The 24814-nt window shown below is 63.3% G+C and carries 25 protein-coding genes; 12 read left to right on the top strand and 13 right to left on the bottom strand.

Annotated features, from left to right (window positions below):
* Nucleotides 1-108: 108 nt before the first annotated feature.
* Nucleotides 109-1017, top strand: a complete 909-nt coding sequence (locus NLY36_RS25055) for a LysR substrate-binding domain-containing protein (protein WP_023668489.1) — start codon at nt 109-111, stop codon at nt 1015-1017.
* 221 nt (nt 1018-1238) lie between these two features.
* On the opposite strand, the gene der is transcribed toward NLY36_RS25055, so the two are convergent.
* Both der and NLY36_RS25045 read right to left on the bottom strand, forming a co-directional pair.
* On the bottom strand, nt 1239-2672 hold the full coding sequence (gene der, locus NLY36_RS25050; protein WP_023696590.1) for a ribosome biogenesis GTPase Der: 1434 nt from the start codon (nt 2670-2672) through the stop codon (nt 1239-1241).
* A 76-nt stretch (nt 2673-2748) separates the two neighbouring features.
* Nucleotides 2749-3411 (bottom strand): tetratricopeptide repeat protein, encoded by a 663-nt coding sequence (locus NLY36_RS25045; RefSeq protein WP_023692117.1) that lies wholly within the window; start codon nt 3409-3411, stop codon nt 2749-2751.
* 193 nt (nt 3412-3604) lie between these two features.
* Here NLY36_RS25045 and NLY36_RS25040 point away from each other — a divergent pair, with 193 nt between their 5' ends.
* Nucleotides 3605-4609 carry a polysaccharide deacetylase family protein gene (locus NLY36_RS25040; protein WP_023724272.1) on the top strand — a complete coding sequence of 335 codons (1005 nt, stop codon included), beginning with the start codon at nt 3605-3607 and terminating at the stop codon, nt 4607-4609.
* Nucleotides 4610-4635: 26 nt separating this feature from the next.
* Here the strand turns inward: NLY36_RS25040 and sbmA are convergent, their stop codons facing one another.
* The 3 genes from sbmA to NLY36_RS25025 form a co-directional block, all read right to left on the bottom strand.
* Entirely contained in the window at nt 4636-5904 is a 1269-nt protein-coding gene (gene sbmA / locus NLY36_RS25035; RefSeq protein WP_023704870.1) for a peptide antibiotic transporter SbmA, read from the bottom strand.
* Between the two features lie 115 nt (nt 5905-6019).
* Nucleotides 6020-7177, bottom strand: coding sequence for a YbfB/YjiJ family MFS transporter (locus tag NLY36_RS25030; protein WP_023735597.1), 1158 nt, complete (start codon nt 7175-7177; stop codon nt 6020-6022).
* A gap of 82 nt (nt 7178-7259) precedes the next feature.
* Entirely contained in the window at nt 7260-7463 is a 204-nt protein-coding gene (locus tag NLY36_RS25025; protein ID WP_023704868.1) for a hypothetical protein, read from the bottom strand.
* A gap of 95 nt (nt 7464-7558) precedes the next feature.
* On the opposite strand from NLY36_RS25025, the gene NLY36_RS25020 reads away from it, so the two are divergent.
* From NLY36_RS25020 to NLY36_RS25010, 3 genes are all read left to right on the top strand, one after another.
* A complete protein-coding gene (locus NLY36_RS25020) occupies nt 7559-8473 on the top strand; it encodes a LysR substrate-binding domain-containing protein (RefSeq protein ID WP_023687096.1) in 915 nt (304 codons plus the stop codon).
* Nucleotides 8474-8558: 85 nt separating this feature from the next.
* The gene (locus NLY36_RS25015) at nt 8559-9815 is read left to right on the top strand and encodes an aminopeptidase (protein WP_023684389.1); all 1257 of its coding nucleotides are present in this window, start codon (nt 8559-8561) and stop codon (nt 9813-9815) included.
* Between the two features lie 9 nt (nt 9816-9824).
* Entirely contained in the window at nt 9825-10181 is a 357-nt protein-coding gene (locus NLY36_RS25010) for a DUF488 domain-containing protein (protein WP_023704867.1), read from the top strand.
* A 138-nt stretch (nt 10182-10319) separates the two neighbouring features.
* Here NLY36_RS25010 and NLY36_RS25005 read toward each other — a convergent pair whose 3' ends face one another.
* Nucleotides 10320-10667 (bottom strand): ArsC family reductase, encoded by a 348-nt coding sequence (locus NLY36_RS25005; RefSeq protein ID WP_023708158.1) that lies wholly within the window; start codon nt 10665-10667, stop codon nt 10320-10322.
* Nucleotides 10668-10832: 165 nt separating this feature from the next.
* Between NLY36_RS25005 and NLY36_RS25000 the strand changes: the two genes are divergently transcribed.
* Both NLY36_RS25000 and NLY36_RS24995 read left to right on the top strand, forming a co-directional pair.
* Nucleotides 10833-11189, top strand: a complete 357-nt coding sequence (locus NLY36_RS25000) for an ArsR/SmtB family transcription factor (RefSeq protein ID WP_023704864.1) — start codon at nt 10833-10835, stop codon at nt 11187-11189.
* Nucleotides 11186-11665: an SRPBCC family protein gene (locus NLY36_RS24995; protein WP_023668501.1), complete on the top strand. Its 480-nt coding sequence runs from the start codon at nt 11186-11188 to the stop codon at nt 11663-11665. Before NLY36_RS25000 ends, NLY36_RS24995 begins: the two co-directional genes overlap by 4 nt.
* A gap of 89 nt (nt 11666-11754) precedes the next feature.
* On the opposite strand, the gene NLY36_RS24990 is transcribed toward NLY36_RS24995, so the two are convergent.
* The gene (locus tag NLY36_RS24990) at nt 11755-12108 is read right to left on the bottom strand and encodes a nuclear transport factor 2 family protein (RefSeq protein WP_023684393.1); all 354 of its coding nucleotides are present in this window, start codon (nt 12106-12108) and stop codon (nt 11755-11757) included.
* A 186-nt stretch (nt 12109-12294) separates the two neighbouring features.
* Here NLY36_RS24990 and NLY36_RS24985 point away from each other — a divergent pair, with 186 nt between their 5' ends.
* Nucleotides 12295-12999: an SOS response-associated peptidase gene (locus NLY36_RS24985; protein WP_023701482.1), complete on the top strand. Its 705-nt coding sequence runs from the start codon at nt 12295-12297 to the stop codon at nt 12997-12999.
* A 440-nt stretch (nt 13000-13439) separates the two neighbouring features.
* On the opposite strand, the gene NLY36_RS24980 is transcribed toward NLY36_RS24985, so the two are convergent.
* The 6 genes from NLY36_RS24980 to NLY36_RS24955 all read right to left on the bottom strand — a co-directional run bounded on the left by NLY36_RS24980 (nt 13440) and on the right by NLY36_RS24955 (nt 19547).
* Complete coding sequence (locus NLY36_RS24980; RefSeq protein ID WP_023735598.1) at nt 13440-14525, bottom strand: ABC transporter ATP-binding protein; 1086 nt, start codon at nt 14523-14525, stop codon at nt 13440-13442.
* Nucleotides 14515-15123, bottom strand: a complete 609-nt coding sequence (locus NLY36_RS24975; RefSeq protein ID WP_023687089.1) for a helix-turn-helix domain-containing protein — start codon at nt 15121-15123, stop codon at nt 14515-14517. Before NLY36_RS24975 ends, NLY36_RS24980 begins: the two co-directional genes overlap by 11 nt.
* A gap of 212 nt (nt 15124-15335) precedes the next feature.
* Nucleotides 15336-16442, bottom strand: coding sequence for an ABC transporter substrate-binding protein (locus NLY36_RS24970; RefSeq protein ID WP_023668506.1), 1107 nt, complete (start codon nt 16440-16442; stop codon nt 15336-15338).
* A gap of 25 nt (nt 16443-16467) precedes the next feature.
* Nucleotides 16468-17295, bottom strand: coding sequence for an ABC transporter permease (locus tag NLY36_RS24965; protein ID WP_460221946.1), 828 nt, complete (start codon nt 17293-17295; stop codon nt 16468-16470).
* Complete coding sequence (locus tag NLY36_RS24960) at nt 17292-18173, bottom strand: ABC transporter permease (protein WP_023735599.1); 882 nt, start codon at nt 18171-18173, stop codon at nt 17292-17294. Before NLY36_RS24960 ends, NLY36_RS24965 begins: the two co-directional genes overlap by 4 nt.
* A 96-nt stretch (nt 18174-18269) precedes the next feature.
* Complete coding sequence (locus NLY36_RS24955; protein ID WP_023735600.1) at nt 18270-19547, bottom strand: NAD(P)/FAD-dependent oxidoreductase; 1278 nt, start codon at nt 19545-19547, stop codon at nt 18270-18272.
* Nucleotides 19548-19722: 175 nt separating this feature from the next.
* On the opposite strand from NLY36_RS24955, the gene NLY36_RS24950 reads away from it, so the two are divergent.
* From NLY36_RS24950 to NLY36_RS24935, 4 genes are all read left to right on the top strand, one after another.
* Complete coding sequence (locus NLY36_RS24950) at nt 19723-20880, top strand: fumarylacetoacetate hydrolase family protein (RefSeq protein ID WP_023696601.1); 1158 nt, start codon at nt 19723-19725, stop codon at nt 20878-20880.
* 137 nt (nt 20881-21017) lie between these two features.
* Nucleotides 21018-22562 carry a sugar ABC transporter ATP-binding protein gene (locus NLY36_RS24945; protein ID WP_050591496.1) on the top strand — a complete coding sequence of 515 codons (1545 nt, stop codon included), beginning with the start codon at nt 21018-21020 and terminating at the stop codon, nt 22560-22562.
* Nucleotides 22559-23587, top strand: coding sequence for an ABC transporter permease (locus NLY36_RS24940; RefSeq protein ID WP_198020833.1), 1029 nt, complete (start codon nt 22559-22561; stop codon nt 23585-23587). The genes NLY36_RS24945 and NLY36_RS24940 overlap by 4 nt, the downstream gene beginning before the upstream one ends.
* Nucleotides 23588-23881: 294 nt before the next feature.
* Entirely contained in the window at nt 23882-24814 is a 933-nt protein-coding gene (locus NLY36_RS24935; protein ID WP_023735603.1) for a substrate-binding domain-containing protein, read from the top strand.

Below are 24814 nucleotides of genomic sequence, written 5' to 3'. Positions count from 1 at the left end.
CCTGTTGATGCCCTTTCAGGGCCTTGACGCCTCGTCTTTACCGCCATAACCTCATCCCGAATAGCGGGAAGTTTTTGACAATTGTTCCCGAAAAACAGGATCGTTGTGATGCGCCGCGTAACCTTCGACCTCGATGTCCTCCGAAGCTTCGTCACCGGCATGGAACTCGGCAGCTTCGCCAAGGCCGCCGACCGGCTTGGACGCTCGACCTCGGCGGTGAGCGCGCAACTGAAGAAGTTGGAGGACCAGGCGGCCACGCCGATCTTCCGCAAGTCGGGCCGCGGACTGGCGTTGACCGAAGCCGGCGAAACCATGCTCGGCTATGCCAGGCGGCTGCTCGAGTTGAACGACGAGGCGGCCTCGGCCATCCACGACGTGGAACTGGAAGGCTGGGTCAGGCTCGGCCTGCAGGAGGATTTCGGCGAGGCGGTGCTGCCGGAGGTGCTCGGACGCTTCGCCCGCGCGCACCCCAAGGTCAAGATCGAGGCGCGGATCGGGCGCAGCTATGAACTCGCCGAGCGGATCACATCAGGCAATCTCGACATTGCGCTGGCCTGGGACAGCGGCCAGGCGCTGCCTTACAGCCGGCATGTCGGCGACGCGCAATTGCGCTGGATCGGGCCGGCAAAGCTGATCGAGACCAGGCTGCGCGAGGGCGAGGCACTGCCGCTGGTGGCGCTGGAAGCGCCATGCCTGCTGCGCACAGTGACGACGGAAACGCTCGACCGCGCCGGCCTGCCATGGCGGATGGCCTTCTCCAGCCCCAGCCTTGGCGGCATCTGGGCGGCGGTCGCCGCCGGCCTCGGCCTGACCATCCGCACGGATATCGGCCTGCCGGCCAATGTCAGGGCGATGGCGCCGCAAACGCTGGGCTTACCCGCGCTGCCGACCATGGCGCTGGTGCTGCACCAGAAAGACGCCGAACTGGACCCGGTGGCGGCGCGGCTGGCGGATATATTGTGGCACGCGGCGGTGGCGGCGCTGCCGCAGGACGAGCGGTTGAGAGAGGTCGCTTAGACGGAAGCGGCTGTCCAGCGTAGCGTTCCGTCACACCCCCCTCTGTCCTGCCGGACATCTCCCCCGCAAGGGGGGAGATTGGATCTCGCGAATGCTTTCGCCAATTTTCAACGTTGCAAGAGAGGCTCCAAAGACGAAACGACTGATCTCCCCCCTTGCGGGGGAGATGCCCGGCAGGGCAGAGGGGGGTGCTGTCCCGCCAGCCTGAAGCTTATTTGCGCTCACTTGCGCTTGTTCGCTCTCCCCGCGAACGGGTTGTCCGAAGTCCGCAGCGCTATCCTGATCGGCACGCCGGGCATGTCGAAGGCTTCGCGCAGGCTGTTGGAGAGGTAGCGGACATAGGATTGCGGCATCGCGTCGGGCCGCGAGCACTGGACGACGAAACCCGGCGGCCGGGTCTTGGCCTGGGTGACGTATTTGACCTTGAGCCGGCGGCCGGCGACGGCGGGTGGCGGGTGATGCGCCAGAATGCTTTCCAGCCAACGGTTGAGCTTGCCGGTGGAAACGCGGCTGTTCCACACCTTGTGCGTCTTGATGACGGCATCCATCAGCTTGTCGAGGCTGCGCCCGGTCTCGGCCGAAACCGTCACCGCCTGGATGCCGCGCACTTGCGGCAAAAGCCGTGTGGTCTTTTCGCGCAATTCGGCCAGCAGTTCCTGCGGATTGTCGATCAGGTCCCATTTGTTGAAGGCGATGACCGGCGCCCTGCCCTCGCGGATGATCAGGTCGGCGATCTGCAGGTCCTGCTTTTCGAACGGGATGGTGGCGTCGAGCACGATGATGACGATCTCGGCAAAGCGGATGGCGCGCAGACCGTCCTGCACCGACATCACTTCCAGCTTTTCGTGGATCCTGGCCTTGCGGCGCATGCCGGCAGTGTCGAACAGTTTTAGGCGACGGCCATGCCAGTCCCAGTCGACCGAGATGGAATCTCGGGTGATGCCTGCTTCCGGGCCGGTCAAAAGCCGCTCCTCGCCGATCAGCGCGTTGATCAGCGTCGACTTGCCGGCATTGGGACGGCCGACGACGGCGATGCGCATCGGCTTGGTGTCGTCATAGGCAGGTTCAGCGTCGGGATCGGTGATGTCCTCGCCGATCAGCACCTCGCTGGCGGCGACCTCGTCTTCGGCTTCGGCCTCTTCCTCGTCGAAAGCGCGCTTCTCGCCAAGGGCTTCGATGACAGCATCGCGCAGGTCGGGCATGCCCTGGCCATGCTCTGCCGAGACCGGGATCGGCTCACCGAGACCCAGTTCCCAGGCTTCCAGCATGCCGCCCTGGGCGCCCTTGGCCTCGGCCTTGTTGGCGACCAGCACGACCGGCTTGCCGGACTTGCGCACGATCTCGGCGAAGGTGCGATCATCGGGCAGCAGGCCGGACTTGGCGTCGATGGTGAAGAAGATCAGGTCGGCTTCGCGGATGGCGATCTCGGTCTGCGCGCGCATGCGGCCGGGCAGCGTCGAAGCGGCGGCGTCCTCGAAGCCGGCGGTGTCGATGACATCGAAATGCAGATCGTAGAGTTTTGCCGCGTGGACGCGACGGTCGCGGGTGACGCCCGGCGTGTCGTCGACAAGCGCCAGCTTCCGTCCGACCAGCCGGTTGAAAAGCGTCGATTTGCCGACATTGGGCCGGCCGATAATGGCGACTTTGAAGCTCATCCGGCTATCCATATCATCGCCCAAACCGCAGCGCGCCCTTGGGTCAGGCCCGAGGGCAGGCTTTGGGCGATGCGTATCATGACGCGCCCGAGCCGCGGATCAGTTCGGACATCAACGTCGCCCGCTGGCGCGCATTGCGCGGCGCGCCGTCATCGGCGGCGATCTGGTCGAACAGTTTCAGCGCATCCTGGGTCTTGCCTTCCTTCCAGGCGGCAAGGCCGAGCGCTTCGCGCGCCGTGTGGCGCAGCGTGTTGTTGTCGGCGGTCAGCGCCTCGACGCGGCTGGAGACATCGGCGACGGAGCCGTGGTCGACGAGCAGCAGAGCTGCCCGCAGGCGCGCCATGTCGCGAATGCCCTGCGGAATGGCGGTGTCGGCGGCGACGCCATCGAAATCCGTAACGGCGGCGGCAAAGTCGCCCTTGTCGGCCTTGACGGTTGCGGCGCGCATACGGGCGAGCAGTGGATAGGCGCCGTAGCCATCCTTTTCCAGCTGTTCGAGCGCTGTCAGCGCCTCGTCGCTCTTGCCGTCATTGGCAAGCTTCAGCGCCTGCGAGAAGGCATCGCCCGAGCGGTTGGCGCGGGTCTCATCCCAATAGCGGTAGCCGACGAAGGCAGCGGTGCCGAGCACCACCAGGATAGCAAGGCCAAGCAGCGCCGGACCGAAACGATCCCACAGCGCCTGCGCCTTTTCGCGGCGCATCTCGTCGTTGACTTCGCGGATAAAACTGTCGTCGGACATCAATCAAAACCATTGCTGCCCCAACAGGGGCGCTTCTTGAGCCCGCGTTTTAGCGAAATTTCGCGGGCATGGAAGGGGCTGGGCAGGAAAATCGGCTAATCGCCGGGCGCATAGCTGCCGACTTTGATCGCACCCACGCCACATTTTGCCGATAGCCGGCTTTGACTGCCTCCAGATCAAGCCCAGATTGCCGATGCCACGTTTGTCCCGCGTTGTCGCATTTTCCACCGCTGTGCTTGCCACGGCGGGCGTTGCTTACGCCGACCCGCCGGCGGCGCCATCCCCGGCAAAGCCGAAGCAGATCGTCATCATCTCGTTCGACAGCGCCCGTGAGATATCGCAATGGCAGCGCAGCCGGGCGCTAGCCAAGCGCACCGGCGCGCATTTTACCTACTTCCTTTCCTGCGTGTTCCTGCTGTCGCAGCAGACACGCGCCGAATACACCGCGCCGGCCAGGTCCGCGGGCAAATCCAACATCGGCTTCGCCGCCTCGAAACAGGAAGTCGCGGACCGGCTCGACCAGATCGGCCTCGCCGCGTCGGAGGGCCATGACATTGCCAGCCATGGCTGCGGCCATTTCGACGGCAAGGACTGGAGCAAGGCCGACTGGCTGAAGGAATTCGCATCGTTCGAGCGCATTCTGGAGAACGCCTATGCAATCAACGGCATTGCGCCCGAGCCCGCAGGCTGGCGCGCTATTGCCCATGCCGTGGTCGGCTTTCGCGCGCCCTATCTGTCGACCAGCAAAGGGCTCTACGAGGCCCTGCCTGAAGCCGGCTACCACTATGACGCCAGCGGCGTCTCGAACGGCCCGGTCGAGCCGCCGACCGGCGGCGGCTTGACCCGCTTTTCGCTGCCACAGATCCCGGAAGGCCCGAGTTCAAGGCCGGTGATCGCCATGGACTACAATCTCTATGTCAGGCATTCCGGCGGTTTCGAGCGGCCGAGCCAGGCAGCCGAGTTCAGCGATCGGACCTACCAGGCGTTCCGCGCCGCCTTCGACAAGCAATATCAGGGCAAGCGCATCCCGCTGGTGCTGAGCTTCCATTTCACGCTGATGAATGACGGCGCCTACTGGAACGCGCTGGAGCGCTTTGCCGACGAGACGTGCGTGAAAGCCGACGTCGAATGCATCAGTTTTCGCGATTATGTGCAGCGGCAACGTGGTAGCGAGAGGCAGGCGGCGGTGGGCGGCTGAGCCGCCAACCGTCTGTGCAAATAGGATCAAGCCGGGTCGGGTTCCTTTGCCTGTTCCTGACGCTCCATGAAGTGGCGGTCAATGTCGGGCAGCGGCTCGCCGCGAATCGTCGCCTCGAAGGCGCGAAGGCGCTTGTGAACTGACAGAAGCTCGACAATCGTCGACCAAGAATTGACGAGATACTGGAATGAGTTGGTTACCTGACTGAAGGCTGAACTGACCTGGTTGATGAGACCCAGCGTCAGCGTTCCAGCGATCATGGAAGGCACCATCAGGAAGTAGGAGAAGACGTTGTTGGTCTGAAGATAAAGATAGCGGACCACGTTGAAATACACATAGTGGAAATACAGGCGAAAGTAGTTTTGCCGCACACTCGCAAACAGCTCCGCGACGGTCGGCGGCTGCGCCCGGGCCGGATCGTCCTCACCGTAGACGAGTTCCTTGCGATATGCTGCCTCGACGCGCTGGTTACGAAACTGCAAGCCAGGAAGCTTGATGCCTGCGGTCGCAATGATGACTGTACCGAAGACTGCCCAGAAGATCGCAGCCAAAACCAGCGGCTGAGGAACATGACCGATCAATGGCAACTCTGTGACATGCTTAGAATAACTGAGCAGGATCGGCATGAAAGCGATAAGCGTCATGATGGAATCGACGAAGCTAGTGCCAAGGTCTTCCATTATCTTGGAAAACCGCATCGTGTCTTCCTGCACACGCTGTGCAGCGCCCTCAATATGGCGCAGCTTCGGCCAATAGGACATGTAGTAATTGTTCATCGCAGTGCGCCAGCGAAACACCCAGTGGCTGACGAAGAAGTTTGTCAAAACGAACACGGTAACCGCGACAAGAGCGATACCGAGGAAAGTGATTATTTGAGCGTAAAGATCAGCCTCGGTTGCCTTGACCGTTTTGCTAACGATGCCCTGAATGAGGTCCCAGAATGGTCCATACCATGCGTTGATCGCCACGCTTACCTGCACCTGAAAGTAGGTCGTGAACAGGAGCAGCGAACTGCCGAGGATAGACCATTGGTCCCACGGGTGCGGAGAATACCAGTGCCAGAAGCCATAGAATATCAAAACGCCAAGCGCATAGTAGATGTAGAACCAGAGGAACGGAGGCGACCAGAACACCGAGACGCCTATGATGGGCGGCGCGTCGGCAAGAGCCGGAGGCAAGCCGAGAAACGCGCCAAGCTGGTCAGCACCGAGGAACCAGGCTGCCACGAGAACCGCAGTCCAGACGACGGCCGAGATGAAAAACAGCTTCGGCTGCGGGAAGAAGGATACGAACACTGTGGTGAAATCCTCGGTCGGTGCGCAAATCAGCGGGGTTCGGCGGGCATAAAGTCACACATTAGGTGGAAAGCAAATGCCCGTACCCGATGCCCGGCATCGAGCAAGACCACAATCATGGCGATTTTGGCGCGGCCGACCAGGTGATCCCAGCAGATACCAGCAATACGCCAGCAGCGACGATCGAGGCCAGGAAGAAGTTGCCCGAGGCTTGCGCCAGCAGGCCGGCGACGACAGGGCCGACGATCTGGCCGATGCCGAAGGCGGCGGTCATCATGGCGAAGATCCGGCGCGGCGCCTGCGGCACGAGCTGCCTGGCGGTCTGCAGGCCGAGTGCTGTAACGGCGATGAAGGTGCCGCCGAGCAGGACGCCCGCGAGCAACGGGCCGGCGGCGCCGCCCATGGCGACGCTGGCGGTGACGCCGACCACTTCGACCAGGCAGCCCAAGGCATAGGCGGCATAAAGCCCGATCCGTGCCGCTACCTTCTGCCACAGCCACACCGAGGGGAAGCCGGCAAGGCCGGTGACCATCCAGACGGTCGCCTCGAAGACGCGGCCGTCGCCGCCCTGGCGCACGATGGCAACGAGGAACGTCGCCGTCACCACGTAGCCGAAGCCGAACAGGCCGTAGGCAACGATAACTTTTATCAGCGACCGGTCCTTGGGCAGCGCCGGTTCGCGCCCGGCCAGGCCGGTAGCGGGCGCGGTGCCGCCGGCAAGCCAGGCGACAAGCGCAAGGCCGCCGGCGGAAATCGCCGCCGACCACAGCCAGCCCGACGCCCAGCCGGCATGTTCGGTGACCAGAACCGCCATCAGCGCCGAGGATGCCGCGATGCCGAGACCGACGCCGCCGAAATGCAGCGCCTGCAGGTCGCTTCTGTTGGCGGCTGCCAAATGACCAAAGACGATCGAGGCCATGAACACCATGACGAAGGCACTGGCCAGGCCGGCAAGGAAGCGGATGACGACAAAGGCGGTCATCGTCTCGCTCAGCCCCATCAGGCCGGCGAGCGCAGCACTTGCGGCAAGGCCGCCAAACATCAGCAGCCGCTCGCGCCCATGCGCCCAGCCGCCGGCCGCCGCAAGCGCGCCGGCGAGGTAGCCGAGATAGTTGGCCGAAGCGATCCAGCCGGCATCGGCCGGCGACAGATGCAGTTCCTCCATCATGCCGGGCAGGATCGGGGTGTAGACGAAGCGGCCAATGCCCATGGCAACGGCCATGGCGATCATGCCGGCTACGGCTAGACGCAAGGGTGATGGCGCAGCGTTCATTGCAGCGCACAATAGATTTGGCGGCCGCCGAAACAATCCGCTTTGTGTTGGGCCAGTGGCTCGCGACTAATGTCTAAGAATCTCAACCACAGCCGATTGCGCCGGTCTCGTAGGCGGTGCGGCGCGCCGTCAGGCGAAACGGCATGTCGCCGAGTTCGCGCTCCGACATGGTGTCGAGCACGGGATGCGACAGCGGATCGGTCACCCAATTGAGGACATCCCCGTCATGGCGCCGCCGCTTGTAGCCGGCGGCAAAGACTTTGAGCAATGATACGATCGTCACCATCCTCGCCTCCTCGGTCTGGTTGTCTTCGCTAGAATCTGCCCTGTCTCGCCGTCTTTCAATTGAGATTTCGGCCGCGCCGGTTTAGAAAAACTGGAATGGCTATGCTGAACCGCGTCCATCTCAACGGCCTGCGCGCCGTCGAAACCGTCGCCCGCCTCGGCTCGCTGGCGGCCGCTGCCGGCGAGCTCAACGTCTCCGTCAGCGCCGTCAGCCAGCAGATCAACCGCACCGAAAAGCAGCTTGGACAGGCGCTGTTCGAACGAACGGCGAGCGGGCTGGTGCTGACCGAGTTCGGCACGGTTTTTTCCGCCCGGCTTGGCGCCGGTTTTCGCGAGCTGGCGCAAGCGGTGGCGCTGGCGGACGAGGCAAGCCAGTGCACGCTGGTGGTTTCGGTGGCGCCGGCCTTCGCTTCGAAATGGCTGCTGCCGCGATTGTCGCGGCATTTCGACCGCCATCCCAACGTGCTGCTGCGCATCGACGCCTCGGTGCGGCTGGCCGATCTCGAGCGCTCCGACATCGACATCGCCATCCGGCTTGGCGACGGCAAATGGCCGGGCGGCCGGGCGGAACTTTTGTTGGCGCAGGAAGTCTTTCCGGTCTGCGCGCCGGTGATCGCCAAGAAACTGAAGTCGATCGAAGACCTGGCGCAGACCTGCGCCATCACCGACGAACGGGCGATGATCAACTGGGAGAGCTGGTTCAAGGCTGCCGGGGCCGAGCCGGTCAGCTTCCGCAAGGGCGCGCGCTTCACCGACCCGATGCTGTGCCTGGAATCGGCGATCGCCGGCCATGGCGTCATGCTCGGCTGGCAATTGCTGGCCGCCGATGCGCTGGCCGACGGCCGCCTCGTCGCGCCTTTCGGCGTGCGGGCGCAGAGCGGCCTCGGCTACTGGCTGGTGACCTCGGCGACCAAGACCGAAAGCCGCAAGGTGCGCGATTTCAAGATCTGGATCCGCGAGGAAATCGCGGCGACCGTGGCGCAGTTTAGCGCGCTGGAAAGCGCTGCCTAGGGCTGTCCGTCGCGACGGTGCTGGAAAGGACAGCCGCGCCGGCCTATGTTGGAACTCTCACTCCCGGACCAAGGCAGGCAGGATCATGACCACACATTCGCGCGGCGTTTCCGCAACGATCGACCCGGTGAAGCTCGACAGGCTGGCGGAAGTCGCCATCAAGGTCGGGCTGCAATTGCAGCCGGGGCAGGATCTGGTGCTGACCTCGTCGATCGCCGCACTGCCGCTGACCAGGCGCATCGTTGAGCACGCTTATAAAGCGGGCGCCGGCCTGGTGACGCCGATCTTCAACGATGACGAGATCACGCTGGCGCGCTTCCGCTACGGCGCGGATGCCGGCTTCGACCGCGCCGCCGGCTGGATGTATGAAGGCATGGCGAAGGCCTTTTCCAACAATGCGGCGCGGCTTGCCGTGCGCGGCGAGGACCCGTCGCTGTTGTCGGCGCAGGACCCGGCGAAAGTGGCGCGCGCCAACAAGGCGAACTCGATGGCCTACCAGCCGGCGCTGGAAAAGATCACCGGCTTCGACATCAACTGGAACATCGTCGCCTACCCGGATCTCGCCTGGGCAAAACAGGTCTTCCCCGGCGATGCCGACGATGTCGCCGTGGTGAAGCTCGCCGATGCGATCTTTTCGGCATCACGGGTCGATGTGGAAGACCCGATCGCAAACTGGACGGCGCACAATGCAGCGCTGCGCGGCCGCACAAAGTGGCTGAACGAGCACAATTTCCATGATCTGCATTTCAGCGGCCCGGGCACCGACCTCACCGTCGGGCTGGCCGATGGCCATGAATGGATGGGCGGCGCCTCGACTGCCAAGAACGGCGTCACCTGCAATCCGAACATCCCGACCGAGGAGGTCTTCACCACGCCGCATGCACGGCGCGTCTCCGGCCGTGTATCCTCGACCAAGCCGCTGTCCTACCAGGGCACGCTGATCGACGATATCTCGGTGCGTTTCGAAGAGGGCAGGATCGTCGAGGCCAAGGCTTCGAAGGGCGAGGACGTGCTGAAGAAAGTGCTCGACACCGACGAGGGTTCGCGCCGGCTCGGCGAGGTGGCGCTGGTGCCGCATTCCTCGCCGATCTCGGCCAGCGGCCTGCTGTTCTTCAACACGCTGTTCGACGAGAACGCCGCCTGCCACATCGCGCTCGGGCAGTGCTATTCAAAATGCTTCGTCGACGGCGCCTCGCTCACCCAGGACGAAATCGCCCAGCGCGGCGGCAACAAGAGTTTTATCCACATCGACTGGATGATCGGCTCCGACAAGATCGACATAGACGGCGTGCACAAGGATGGCCGCAAGGTGCCGGTGATGCGCAAGGGCGAGTGGGCGTAAAGGGGGCGGATGGCCTTCGACCTGACGGTCAAGCGAATTTACGAAGCACCCGCGCCCGATGATGGGCAGCGGGTGCTGGTCGATCGCATCTGGCCGCGCGGCATCAGCAAGGAGGATGCCGCGCTGACGCTGTGGCTGAAGGAGATCGCGCCGAGCGATGAATTGCGGAGGTGGTTCGGACATGAGCCGGCGCGATGGGCGGAGTTTCAGGTGCGGTATTCGGTCGAGCTGGATGGGAATAGAGAAGCGGTGGCGAAACTGCGTGGCTTGCTCGGCAAGGCCAAGGTGACGCTGCTTTATGGCGCACATGACGAGGCGCATAACAATGCGGTGGCGTTGGCGGGGTATTTGCGCTGGACGGGTTGAGAGACAGCGAACCGCTGCATACGCCGCAAGCGAAAGCCTTCACAATTAGCGATCGCCCTCCACGCGTTCGTCATCCTCGTGTCTGCGCTGCGTCGCTTCGCTCCTTGCTACGCCATAGGCTGACGAGGCAGGGCTACGCTACTTCACCACCCCTTCATAAGCCTCCGGCTTGAACCCCACCAAAATCTCATCCCCGACCTCGAGCACCGGGCGCTTGATCATCGTCGGGTTGGCCAGCATCAGCTTCCTGGCCTTCTTCTCGTCGAGCCCTTGCTTGTGCTTGTCGGGCAGTTCGCGGAAGGTCGTGCTGCCCTTGTTGAGCAGCTTTTCCCAGCCAACCTTGCCGATCCATCCGTCCAGTCTGCCCGCCTCTATCCCCTCGGCCCGGTAGTCGTGAAAGCGGTAGGGCACAGCATGGCCCTCCAGCCAGGTGCGCGCCTTGCGGATCGTGTCGCAGGTGGTGATGCCGTACATGGTGATCGTCAAAACGCGCTTCCCTTGACTGACAGTCGAATCCTCAGACAGCCTAAAACCGCCCTCCCCGCTTTGCCAGCTTCCCAATCGCTAGCGGCGCTTTTTTAGAGGTTGCCAATACTAAGGAAATTTCCTAAGTATCTGCCTGCACCGCGTCGACAGACCTCAGGATCGCCCATGCCAAGCCTCCTCGCCCCAACTACAAGTCTCCCGCCGATCGACGGCATCTTCCGCGCGCTGGCTGACCCGACGCGGCGGCGCGTGGTCGAGCGGTTGAACCGCAGTCCGGCCTCGGTCAGCGAGTTGGCGCAGCCTTTCGAGATGGCGCTGCCTTCCTTCATCGAGCATCTGAAAGTGCTGGAAGGCTGCGGTCTGGTGCGATCGGAAAAAATCGGCCGCACCAGGACCTATCAGCTGGCGCCCGAACCGCTGCAGCTCGCCGAAAACTGGCTGGCCGAACAGCGCACGCTGTGGGAGCGCCGACTCAATCAATTCGACGCCTATGTGATGAGCCTCAAGGAGCAAGAAAAGTGAGCTATCCCTTCAAGCCCGACCCCAGACTGGACCTTGTGCTGGAGCGCAAGCTCGACGCGCCGCGCGAACTCTTGTGGAGCGCGATGACGGTGCCGGAGCATGTCAAGCAATGGTTCACGCCCAAGCCCTGGCTGATCACCGATTGCGAGATCGACCTTCGTCCGGGCGGACTGTTCCGGACGCGCATGCAATCGCCCGACGGCAAGGAGGTCAACGACCGCCATTGCTGCTATCTCGAGATCGTGCCGAACGAGCGGCTGGTGTGGACCGATGCGCTGCTGCCGGGCTATCGGCCCTCCGGCGAGCCCTTCATCACCGCAGTCATTTCGCTTCAGTCGGATGACAAGGGCACGCGCTACACGGCAACGGCCATCCATCGCGACGAGGCTACCCGCAACAATCATGAAGAGATGGGGTTCTTCGACGGCTGGGGCACGGTGGCCGATCAGTTGGCGCAGTATGTGAAGACCATTTGAGCTTTTCCCACTGCGGCCAGGACTTTGTCCCGGCCGCCTGGTTTTTGGGTCGTGCAGCGAAGTGCGCCGGAACCCTACGGCACCCGGGCTCAGTAGTAGAAGCGCTCTTCGGTGATCTTGCCGTTCTTGACCGTGTACAGGCCAACCTCGTCCATGGTGACCCGTTCGCCGGTCGCCTTGGGCGTTATGTCGAACTTGAAGCGCACCGCGAACTGGTCGCCGTTGACATAGGGGCCTTCGACAGAGCCGCCATGGACTTCGTGGTTCTCTTGCCACCATTCGCCCTTTTGCCTGAGAGCCTCCTTGCCACGGGCAATGGCCATCGGGCCCTCCATCGCTTCGAGGCTGACGATATCATCGGCATTGTACTTTTCACCAGCACCCAGGTGATCCCCCTGCTGGAGCATTTCGGTGAAATCCTTGGCAACATCCGCGATGGTCATGTGTGTTCCTCCTGTTCAGACTGGTTTGAAGTAGGGAAGCGCTTGCCGGCCCGCCACCTTTACCCGCACGACAGCTGACAAGGTGTGTCAGGACGATGATACAGCGCGGCTGTGTGACGACGATTGCGGCGGCGTCGGACAGCGACTTCGGTTGCAGACAAAAGCCAATTCCGCAATGCTGGGTGCATGTGCAACCTCTACAACATCACGACGACGCAAGAGGCGGTCCGCCAATGGACCCGCACATTGCGCGATATCAGCGGCAACCTCGAACCTTCGCTTGATGTCTATCCCAATCAACCTGGGCTTGTCGTTCGCAACAGGGCGGATGGGGAGCGTGAACTGGCGAAACTGCTTTGGGGTTTGCCAACGCCGCCCGAGCGCATGAAAGGTAAGGCCGACTACGGCACCACCAACGTTCGCAATCCGCAATATTCGCACTGGCAGCAATATGTGGGCGTCGAGCACAGATGTGTCGTGCCGGTGACCAGCTTTGCCGAGCCCAGCCCTGCGGCGAACGATAAAGACCCGGAAACAGGAATCCAGCGAAATTACTGGTTTGCCCGTGGCGAGAGCCGGCCGTTGTTCTTCTTCGCTGGTTTCTGGACGTCTTGGCAGGGCGTGCGAAAGGTCAAGGACGGTCCCGGCGACTTCGAGCTATACGCCTTCATGACCACCAAGCCTAATGCTCTCATTGCGCCGATCCATGAGAAGGCTATGCCCGTGATCCTCACCACGCCGGAGGAAACCGAGGCTTGGCTGACGGCGCCATGGTCGGAAGCACGGCATTTGCAGCGGACGGCGCCCAACGACGCGTTGGTGATCGTTGAGAAGCCAGCCACACAGATCAAGTTCCCACCACGGGCCCCGGCCCAAGGGTCTCTGTTTTAGCCCGAAATCGGCTCTCCTCAATCGTCGTCTCGCCAGATTACCCGGCGAACCATGCGGATTTCGACAAGACGTCTGACGCGAATTTTAAGGCGTTCAGCAGCGCTTGGCAGAATGATGCCTGCATCGAGCTCACGACCTTTGCAGCGCTCGCACCGCATGTGCCGCTCCACATCCCAAAAGGGGATATCACCAACCAGCTTTGCGAGATCGCCAGGCAGATAGTGTCGAGTGATGTTGCAGTTCCGACATCGAACACGAATTAGCTGCCCGACTTCATGCGCCAAGCAGAGGGTTTGCACATTTCGGCGCGGTCGGGTGCTTAGTTCGGGCATCCCGCAAAGTAGGAATATGTTCCTTTGCGAGTCAATTCACACTTAATTCCACCTTGGCGATCTTCACAGCAGGTTAAATCCAACCGTCGATGAAGGGATTGGGTTGGATCAGCTCGGCAGCATAGGGCAGTTGGCACCACGGCGCAGGCTGATATGCGCCACGTCGCCGACGCTGAATTGAAAGCCCTCGGCCTGGCGCGGCGCATCGATCACCACCGGCAGCCCCTGCCCGAGTTCGGCATGCAGGCGCAGCGTGCGGCCGTGGAAGACGATGGAGTTGACGCGCGCCGGCGTGGTGCCGGCGGCGGCGTCGGTGGTGGCCAGCAGATCCTCCGGACGGACGCCGATGGTGTGCGTCGCACCTTCGCCGGGCGTGTCGCCGGTTTCGGATGTTGCTTCCAGCGAAAGCCCGCCAGCGGCGAAGCGCAGGCGGTCGCCGTCGCGGCCGATGAAGCGCGATTGCAAGAGGTTCATGGTGCCGATGAAGCTTGCGACGAATTTCGTCGCCGGCCGGTCGTAGAGCGTGGCCGGCGGCGCGATCTGCTCGATGCGGCCCTTGTTCATGACGACGATGCGGTCGGAGATCGACAGCGCTTCGGTCTGGTCGTGGGTGACCATGACGAAGGTGGTGCCGAGCCGCGACTGCAGCCGCTTCAGTTCGACCTGCATCTGTTCGCGCAGATGCGCATCGAGCGCCGACAGCGGTTCATCGAGCAACAGAACGCGCGGCTCGCAGACTATGGCTCGGGCGAGCGCGACGCGCTGGCGCTGGCCACCCGACAGTTCGGAAACGCGGGCGCCGAGCTTGTCGGCGAGGCCGACCATGTCGAGGGCTTCGCGGACGCGCTTTGCCTGCTCGGCGCCGGACAGTTTGCGCAGCGACAGGCCGAAGCCCACATTCTCGGCGACGTTCATATGCGGGAACAGCGCATAATCCTGGAACACGGTGTTGACGGGACGGTCGAACGGCCTGAGCGCGGTGATGTCGCGACCATCGAGCAGCACCTTGCCGCTCGACGGGCTCTCGAAACCGGCAATGACGCGCAGGCTGGTGGTCTTGCCGCAGCCCGAGGGCCCGAGCAGGGTGATGAACTCGCCGCTGATAATGTCGAGATCGACGGCGTCGAGCCCGACAATGCCGCCGGGGAAAACCTTCGAGACCGTGTCCAGGCGTACCAGCGCATCAGGCGCCATCGCGAACCTCGGACGGCTTGGTGGTGTTGACCCAGAGGATCTGGCAAGGCTCGGTGCCGGGATTGCGGAAGGCGTGCAGAAGCGTGCTCTTGAAGGCAAAGGAGTCGCCGCTCTTCAGCACGTATTTTGTCGAGTCCACCACCAGTTCGACCTCGCCCGACAGGACATAGCCGAACTCGTGACCGATATGCGCATAGGCTTCCGCCGTGCCGCCATCGGCTTCCACGGTCACCAAGAGGCCGGTCAGCGCCGCGCCCGGCGGCGACAGCAGCGCCTTGGCGATGCCTTCCGACTTGACCGGGAGCTGCCGCCTTTTGTCGGCGCGCACGCAATAGAGATCGTTGGCGGCTTCGTTGCCGTCGGTGATCAGCGCCGAAGGCTCGATGTCGAGAGCGGCGGCCAGCGGCCAGATCACCTTGACGCGCAGCGAAGACAGGCCGCGCTCGATCTGGCTCAGCGCCCCAATCGACACGCCGGCTTTTGCCGCAAGCTCGGCCAACGACAAATTGCGCTCCAGCCGCAGCGCCCGCACGCGCCGGCCGACGCGGATGTCGGCGTCGGCCTTGGGCTTCTCGGTTGCGTCGTCAAGCATGTCCATGCGTGGGTCCTCGTCTCTTTATTGGCGCGGCGCGGGGTTGATAGGCTCCCCCTTGTCCCCTTGTGGGAGAAGGTGTCGCCGAAGGCGACGGATGAGGGGTGTTCCAGCGGAGTGAGACGTTGGCGTTCCTTGGAACACCCCTCATCCGTCTCGGCGCTGTGCGCCGATCCACCTTCTCCCACAAGGGGAGAAGGGGACACCCCAGCCTCAGCTCACCCCCCAGCCTTCACCTTCTCGAACATCTTCGCCACATCGTCATTCTGCTTCATCGGTCCGGTGAAGATGGTGGTCTTCAGCATCACCTCCGGGTCCGCCGGCAATTGCAGCTTGTCCAGTTCGTCCTTCGCCACGCCGGCGAAGGCGGTGCTCAGCGAGCTGCCATAGCCGTAGGCCTGGATCAGGTACTTACCCGAGTCGGCGTCGAGCCGGCTGTTGATGAAGTCATAGGCGAGGTCGACGTTTTTGGCGTCCTTGAGCATGACGAAGCCGCAGGCCCAGGTCAGCATGCCCTCCTTCGGCTTCATGAACTCGACCGGCACGCCCTGCTTCTTCAGCGAGGTTGCCGACGCGTTCCAGGTCATGGCGGCGACCAGCTGGCCGCTGGCCAGCGCCTGTTCGACCGAGGTCATGTCGGTGGTGTAGTTGGAGAGCAGCGGACGCTGCTCGCGCAATTTTTCCGCCACCTTGTCCATCTGCTCCGGCGTCATATCGAAGGGGTTTACGCCGGCCAGAAGTGCTGCAACGATCGGCGTGTCATGCACGGCATCGATGGTCGCCATGCGGCCGGCATATTGCTTGTCCCACAGAAGGTTCCAGCTCGCTTCCGGGTTCTTCACCAGATCGGTGCGGTAGAGGATCGAGGTGTTGCCCCAATCCCACGGCACCATCCAGACCTTGCCGTCGCCGGCCTGGATGTCGGGCAGGTTCTTGAACACCGGGAAGATCGAATCCCAGTTCTTGATGCGCTTGGTATCGATCGGCTGCAGCAGGCCTTCCTTGTTCCAGCGCGCCACCTTGTCGTAGCAGGGATGGGCGATATCGGGGCGGAAGCCGGCCTTGACCTTGGTGAAGGCATCGTCGTCGTCGCCGAAGATCGAGGCCTCGACGCCATCGGGATGGGCCGTCAGGAAGCTTTTGTTGAAGTCTGGCAGTTCATAGCCGGACCAAGTGAAATATTGCAGCTTGTCGGCGGCGAAGGCGACAGTCGACGACAGGACGATTGCAAGCGCGGCAAGCCCGGTGCGGGCTGTCTTTGCAGTGATCGATTTCGGGCCAGTGATCGATTTCAGCCCAGTAATTGATTTCGGGTCGAATGCCATTTCGGTTCTCCTCTTTTGTTATGGTTCAGGCTGGACTGGTGGGCGCCGTCCGACGGGCTGTGCTCAGCCCGCGATGGCGCAGGATTTCGGCGATGCCGGCGATGATGACGGACACAGCAAGGATAGCTGTCCCCAGCGCCATCACGGTCGGCAGCGAGCGAGGAAAACGCAGTTGGCTCCAGATGTAGAGCGGCAGCGTCGGCTCGGTGCCGGCGAGGAAGAAGACGACGATGAACTCGTCGAAGGAAATCAGAAAGGCCAGCATGAAGGCCGAGACGATGGCCGGCAGCGAGAGCGGCAACATCACCCGCCGGAAGGTCGTCCAGTCGGAAGCGCCGAGATCGAGTGCGGCCTCGCGAACGGTTTTCGGAATTGCGGCAAACCGGCTGCGCATGATCACCACGGTGGTCGGCAGCGCCACCAGTATGTGGCCGAGAACGATGGCGATGCGCGACGGGCCGAGGCCGATGAGATTGACGAGGATCAGCAACGATATGCCGACGATGACGCCGGGGATCAGGATCGGCAGCCTGGAGATGGCGCTGATGGTGGCGGCGAGCGGCGAACGACCGTAGAGGTCCATATAGGAGACGGTGATGCCGCAGAGCGTGGCGCCGGCGGCGGCCACGACGCCAATGACGAGACTGTTCAAAAGCGCGCCGGACAGCGCCGGATTGCCATAGAGCGTGGCATACCATTCGAGCGTGAAGCCCTGCAGCGGAAACGCGGCCTGGATGGAGTTGTTGAAGGAAAACAGCGGGATCAACAGCACCGGCAGATAGAGGAAGACGAGATAGGCAAGCACATAGACGCCGAGCCAGCCGCGGCCATCATCTCTCCGCGCCGCGCTCATGTGCGGCTGCCGAATTTGCGGTCGGCGCCGCGTGCGACCAGCACCACGCAGAGGATGACCAGCATCACGCAGACTGAAAGTGCCGCCCCGAACGGCCAGTCATTGGCCTTGCCGAACTGCGACTGGATCAATGTGCCGATCATGGTGCTGGCGGGACCGCCGACCATGGCCGGGGTGACATAGTCGCCGACCGTCGGCACAAAGACGACGAGGGCGGCCGCCAGAACGCCCGGCATCGAATTGGGCAAGACGACGCGGCGAAACGCCGTGAACGGTCTGGCGCCGAGATCGGAGGCGGCTTCGAGCAGTGATTTCGGGATGGTGTCCAGCGCCACATAGATCGGCAGGATGGCGAAGGGCGCATAGGCATGCGCCAGCGTGACGACCACCGCCGCCGGCGTGTTGAGGAAGGCCAGCGTCGGCTCCGACCAGATGCCGCTTTCGATCAGCGCCGAGTTCAAGACGCCGTTGTAGGCGAGCACGATCTTCCAGGCGAAGACGCGCAGGAGATAGCTGGTCCAGAATGGCAGGGTCACCAGAAACAAAAGCAGGCTGCGGCGGCGGCCGGCATGGAAGGCGAGATAGTAGGCGACGGGATAGGCGGTGACGACGGTTGCCAGCGTCACCAGGCCAGCGATCACCAGCGAGCGCAGCGTCACCGTCCAGTAGAGCGGATCGGAGACCACGGTGATGAAGTTGCCTGCGGTGAAGCCGGCGCCGAGCAGCGAACCGTCATTGCCGCGAAGTGAGAGGAAGAGCACAAGGCCAAGGGCAAACAGGATCAGGAACAAGGTGACCAGCCCGCCCGGCAGCAACATGGCGAAGCGGAAGCCTCGGGACGACCCTGCCGGCGCTTCTGTTGCAACGATGCTCGACATCGGACTGCTCAACGGAAATATGAAATCGGCTTAGCTTTTTTCATATTTGTGAAACTGTCAAGCTGAATCCACGAGGCCTAGGCGACCGGCGCCCAATCAGCGCTCGAAGGCGTCGAGCATCCGGTACCAGGCGATGGTCGCGGCGACGCCGACCTGGCGGAAGGCGTGGAACGGAATCGGCCGGATCGGCGACAGCGGGAACGGCAATTGCGCTGCCTCACCGTTTGCCAAATAGCCCGCCATGCGTTTTCCCAGCGCGGTCATCAGGCCGACGCCCCTGCCCTGGCAACCGACCACGGCGAGCAGGCCCTTTTCAGGTTCGTGGATGTGCGGCAGATGATCCGGCGTCATCGCCACGCGACCGAACCAGCGTTTCTCGATGGCGACATTGGAGAGCGCGGGATAAAGCCGCACCAGCGCGCGCTGCAGATGCGCCCAGTCGGCCTCGCTCCTGGGAAGCGCCATGCGGCCACGGCCGCCAAGCACCAGCCGGCCGTCGACGGTCTTGCGGTAATAGACGAGGATGCGGCGCGAGTCCGATACGGCTTGTCCCTCGGGCAGGATCGTTGCCGCAAGGTTGGATGACAGCGGCGCGGTGGCGACCTGGAAGGAATGCAGCGGCACGATCGTTTCGGCGAGGCCCGGAAGCAGTCCATCGGTATAGGCGTTCGTCGCCAGGACAACCGCTTTCGCCCGCACCTCGGCGCCGTTTTCGGTTGAAACGCGCCAAAGGCCAGCTTGCTTGCGGAGTTTCACCACCTTCTGCCGCTCGGCAATGCTGGCGCCGGCGGCGGCAGCGATGCGCGCCAGTTCCACTGTATAGGCGAGCGGATCGATGATGCCGGCGCGGCGGTCGAGCCAGCCGCCGAGATAGCCTTGCGCGCCGGTCATATCGGCGATCTCGCTTTCATTCAGAAGCCGGACATCGGCGCCACGCGCCCGCCATTGACGATCCCTGTTCGCCGCCGCTTTCAATGCGGTTTCGGTATGCGCGGCCTGGATCCAGCCCTTGCGGGTGAGCGGCACCGCCAGCTTTTCGTCGCGGATGAGATCGAACACCGTATCCGCCGCCGAGGCGGCGAAATCGACCAGCGCTTGGCCACGCTCGGGGCCGAAATGCTCGAGCAGCCATTCGGGATCATATTTCAGGCCGGGAATGACCTGGCCGCCATTGAGGCCCGAGGCGCCCTGGCCGATCTCGCCAGCCTCCAGCACCTGTACACCGAGACCGAGCCGGGCTGCGTGCAAGGCGGTCGACAGGCCCATGAAGCCGCCGCCGACGATGGCAACGTCGACCGGCGCAGTGACGAGCAACTGGAAGGCGGATGCGGTCTGCGGCTTCTGCCAGATCGGAACGGAAAACGGTGCGGGCAAGGCTTCACCTGGAGTATGCGGAAAATGAAAATTCTAGTGCCAGTTTCATTTTTTGAAAGAGCGGGCCTCATGTCAGAACCGACAATTGCCTGCGCCACGGGATAGACCTTTGGCGTGAATCCGGTGAAAGTGCAGCGGCCCAGCTGCCATCTCGATCATCAAAGGACCGTAAGCCATGACGAACCCAACGCAGCTTCCCGCCGACGGGCTCTTCATCGGCCGAGCCAGGGCAAGCGATGCCTCGCATCCGCTGGTGGTCACCGTGCGCGACGGCATCGTTTTCGACGTCACCTCGACCACCGCACCCACAGTGCGCGACATCTGCGAGATGGCCGATCCGGCCGGACACGTGCGCTCTGCCAAGGGCGAACCGATCGGCTCGCTCGACGCGATCGCCGCCAACAGTTTTCAGGCCACCCGCGATCCGGCAAAACCCTATCTGCTCTCGCCTGTCGACCTGCAGGCGGTGAAGGCGTCGGGCGTGACCTTCGTGGTCAGCCTGCTCGAACGCGTCATCGAGGAGCAGGCGCGCGGCTCGGCGGAAAAGGCCGACGCCATCCGCGCCGACATTGCCGGGCTGATCGGCCACGATCTGTCCAAGCTGAAGCCCGGCTCGCCCGAAGCGATGGAGATCAAGGCCAAGCTCATCCAGCGCGGCGCCTGGTCGCAATATCTGGAAGTCGGCATCGGCCCCGACGCCGAGATCTTCACCAAATGCCAGCCGATGGCGTCCGTCGGCTTCGGCGCCGATGTCGGGCTGCATCCTGTCTCCACCTGGAACAACCCCGAGCCGGAGATCGCCATGATCGCCGCCAGCACCGGCAAGATCGTCGGCGCGACCATCGGCAACGACGTCAATCTGCGCGACGTCGAGGGACGCTCGGCGCTGCTGCTCGGCAAGGCCAAGGACAACAATGCCTCGGCCTCGCTTGGGCCCTTCATCCGGTTGTTCGACGCAAGCTTTTCCATCGACGATGTCAAGCGCGCCACGGTGCGGCTGAAGGTCGAGGGCGAGGACGGGTTTTCGCTGGAGGGCGCGAGCTCGATGGCCGAGATCAGCCGTTCGCCCGAAGAGCTGGTCGCGGCCGCCATGGGGCCGCACCACCAGTATCCCGATGGCTTGACGCTTTATCTCGGCACCATGTTCGTGCCGTCGAAGGATCGCGGCGAGAAGGGCAAGGGATTCACCCACAAGATCGGCGACATCGTCACCATCTCGTCGGAGAAATTCGGCGCGCTGGTGAACCGCGTGCTTCTGTCGCCCGATTGCCCGCACTGGACCTACGGCGCCAGCCATCTCATGCGGGACCTCGCCAAGGCCGACCTGATCTGATTTCGGAGCAGCGGGACGAACGGATAGCCGATAAACGTTCGTATCCGGTCCCTGTAAGTCGTTTGTTAGCGGAATCCGGGTGACTGTATCGGAAATTCGCTCCAGGATCGGGGCGCGGTCTGTGGGGGCCGAATCGCATGCTCGGTTTGCCGATGATATCGGTGCGCAATCTCGCCATGCGTTATGGCGGCGTTGTCGCGCTCAGGGATATGAACCTGTCTGTCGGACAGGGGACGATCCATGCTGTCGTCGGTGAAAGCGGCGCCGGCAAGTCGACGCTGGTGAAGGTGCTTGCCGGCGTGCTCCGGCCCAACAGCGGCACCATCCGCGTCGGCGACCAGGTCGTCACCGTCGACAGCCCGATCGCTGCACGCAAGCACAGCTTCGGCGTCGTCCACCAGGGGCTCAGCCTGTTTGCCGACCGCTCGGTGCTGGCCAATCTGTTCGTCAATCGCGAGCCGTTGCGCAATGGCTTCGTCTCCAGGCGCGAGATGGAGGCACGCAGCCGCACCTTGCTTCGGCAACTCAAGCTCGACGTCAATGTCCACGCTCCTGTGGGACAACTCGGCATGGGCGAACGGCAATATGTCGAACTCGGCCGCGCAATTCTGGAAGGCCCGAGGCTGCTGATCCTCGATGAACCGAATTCTGCGCTCGACCGGCGCCAGACCGAACACCTGTTCACCGTACTAAGTGACCTCAAGGCCAAGGGCACGAGCGTGCTCTATGTCTCGCACCGGCTGGAGGATGTGTTTGCGATCGCAGACCAGGTCACCGTGATGCGCAACGGCCGTGACGTGCTGACAAGTGAGCGCTCGGCGTTGAGCGAAGCCGATGTGATCGACGCCATGATCGGCCAGCAGCGCGACAGCCTGTTCCCGCCTGCACTGCCGGCCAATGCCAGCACGATAAGGCCGCGGATCACGGTGGAGGGTCTGAGCGGCGGCCGGATTTCCGGCGTCAGCTTCACCGCCCGCTCCGGCGAGATCCTCGGCTTGGCCGGGCTTGAGGGGTCAGGCGTTGAACACCTGTTCGAGATGCTGTTTGGCCTGCGCAAGGCGCAAAGCGGCAGGGTGCGGCTCCCCGACGGCTACGGCTTGCCTGGAAATCCGACCGAAGCGGCGCGGCGCGGCATCGGCCTGGTGCCGGCCAACCGCCTGTGCAACGGCCTGATGCCCGACCGGTCGCTGGCCTTCAACATAGGCAACATCGCTACCGGCGCCCGCAACTGGGGGTCGCGCCGCTACTCGCCCAAGGCCGCGATCGCCGCCGCCGCAAGGCAGATCGATGCGCTGGGCATCAAGGGCCTGCCGGACGCGCCGGTGAATTCGCTGCTGGCCGGCGATCAGCAGAAGATCGTAATCGCCAAATGGCTGGAGACGGCGCCGCAAGTGCTGCTCCTAGACAATCCGGCTGGCGGTATCGAGGCGGCTGCCAAGCGCAAGATCTATGCGCTGATCCGGCAGATGGCAGCCAATGGCTGTATCGTTTTGCTGCGTTCGGTCGAGCCGTCCGAACTGACCAACCTCAGCAACCGCGTCCTTGTCTTCCACCGCGGCCGGGTCGCCGGCGAGCTGTCCGGCGCCGAGATGAAGCGAAGGACAGTGCTGCAACTGACCACCACCGGCGAGATGCCGGAGGCGGAGCGGCCGAAAAAGAAACTCGTGGGAGCCATGGCATGACACGATTGGATCCCATGCTACAGCTTGCCGGTTCGGCTGCCCACCCGAAGCGCAGCCTTCGCCTGCCCGTCGAACTCAGGCCGCTCATCGGGCTCGTTGTCCTTGTGGCGATTACAGGCTTTGCCCGGCCGGATTTCCTCGACGAGGCCAATGTGCTGTCGTTGCTGGAAACCGCTGCGTATCCCGGCATGCTGGCGATCGGCATGGTGTTCGTGCTCGCACTCCGCGAGATCGACCTTTCCGTCGGCTGGATATTCCATCTCGCGGCCCTTCTCACCGCATTCCTTCTGGCCGCCGGCATCGACCCGTGGCTTGCCGCCCTTGCCGGCGTGCTGCTCGGCGCCGGGCTCGGCCTCGTCAACGGCCTGCTGGTGGTGGCGCTGCGACTGCCGGCCATCGTCGTTACGCTGGGCACCTTTGCAATGTTACGGGGCCTGGCGGCGGTGGCCGTCAAGATGCAAGCGACAGCTCCGGCCAGCCCAGGCGGCGACTTCTTTGAGATCGTTCACGGCAAGCTGTTCGGCCTTGTGCCGACGGCTGTCTTTGTCTTCGTCGCAATGGCGGTGGTGATGCACCTCGTGCTTCACCGCAGCCGCTTCGGCTACCGGATCCAGGCCGTCGGCAGCAATCCGCAGGCGGCGCTCTATGCCGGCATCCCGACAGGTGCTGTGCGGCTGCAGACGCTGGTGCTGATGGGCATCGTCTCGGGGCTGGCGGGCGCGCTGTGGCTTGGCTCTCCCGTTACCGACGTCGACCAAGGCGGCGGTTTCGTGCTGATGGCGATTGCCGCGGCGATCATCGGCGGCACCTCGCTTTCCGGCGGGCGCGGCACCGTCTTCGGTGCGGTGATCGGCATGCTGATCGTCCAGGTCATCTTGAGCGGCGTTACCCTGTTCGGCATCGACGCCGCATGGAGCCCGTTCGTGATCGGCGCGGTGATGGTGCTGGCGCTCGCGCTCGACCGGCTGGCCAAAGTGCTGCGCAACCGCCAGGCCGAGCGCTTTCAGGAAAATCCGCGCGCCTGAGTTTAAGCCCCGCCTGCTTGCCGGGAATATCTCTATCTCTTGGTTTGATGCAATTCCGGGCGGAAAACCGTTTCACACTTTTCCTGGAATTGCTCTCTAACTGATGCGATCTGATGGGATCGCTGATGGCGCGTTGCATCGCGCCACCATCCATTGAGCGGATGGAGGCTTGCCATCGGCCGCAAAAGAAGATGCTCTGCGCATCCGGGTCGGCGCTGGCAGGAGGAGAGGATCAAGCATCGCCCGGATCATCGCCGGACGTGGAGGTCGTTTTTCAACATGGGAGGAAAGCAAATGCTGACGAGGCTACGATTACTCGTGCTTGGCTTGATTGTGGCGCTGGCCATTCCGGCGGCGGCACAGGCCAAGACGTTCTACTGGATTTCGCATGGCGGCCCGGCCGACCCGGTCTGGACCTACTTCCTGGCCGGTGCCAAGCAATGGGCGAAGGACACCGGCAACACCGTCAACACCTCGTTCCACAATGGCGACGTTGCCTCGCAGCAAGAGGCCGTGCGTGCCGCGATCTCGGCAAAGGCCGACGGCATCGTCACCACCAGCCCCGATCCGGGCAGCCTGATCGAAATCGCCAAGGAAGCCAACACCGCCAAGATCCCGATCATCAACTTCAACACGCCCGATCCTAAGGCAAGCTTCGACGCCTATGTCGGCGGCGACAACGTCACCTTCGGCAAGCACTGGGCGCAATATCTGGTCGACAAGGGCCTGGTGAAGAAGGGCGACTTCGTCTGGATGCCGGTCGAAATCCCCGGCGCCACCTACGGCGTCCAGGAAGAGGAAGGCATCAAGAGCGTCTTCGAACCGCTGGGGATCACCTATGAGATCACCGAAGCGACCCTCGACCAGGCCGAGGCCATCAACCGCATGGTCGACTATCTCACCGCCAACAAGGCCAAGGTCAAGGCAATCATCGGCCTCGGCGATCTGGTCACCGGCTCGATCAAGCGGGTGTTCGACCAGGCCGGCATCAAGCCGGGCGAAATCCCGGTCGTCGGCTGGGGCAACTCGCTCGACACCACCCAGGAAGTGCTGACCGGCTACGTCAATGCCGGCCAGTGGCAGGACCCGCAGGCGACCAGCTATGTCGCTCTGTCGCTGGCCAACATGGCGGCGTCAGGCATTCCCCCGGGCTTCAACGTCATCACCGGCGCGCTCTATGAAAAGGACACCGCGCAGATCTACGACGACATCCTGTCCGGTAAATAA

The sequence above is a fragment of the Mesorhizobium sp. C399B genome (assembly GCF_030323185.1).
Taxonomy (GTDB): domain Bacteria; phylum Pseudomonadota; class Alphaproteobacteria; order Rhizobiales; family Rhizobiaceae; genus Mesorhizobium.
Note: the sequence above shows the minus strand (reverse complement) of the source record. Positions and strands in the feature narration are given on the sequence as shown.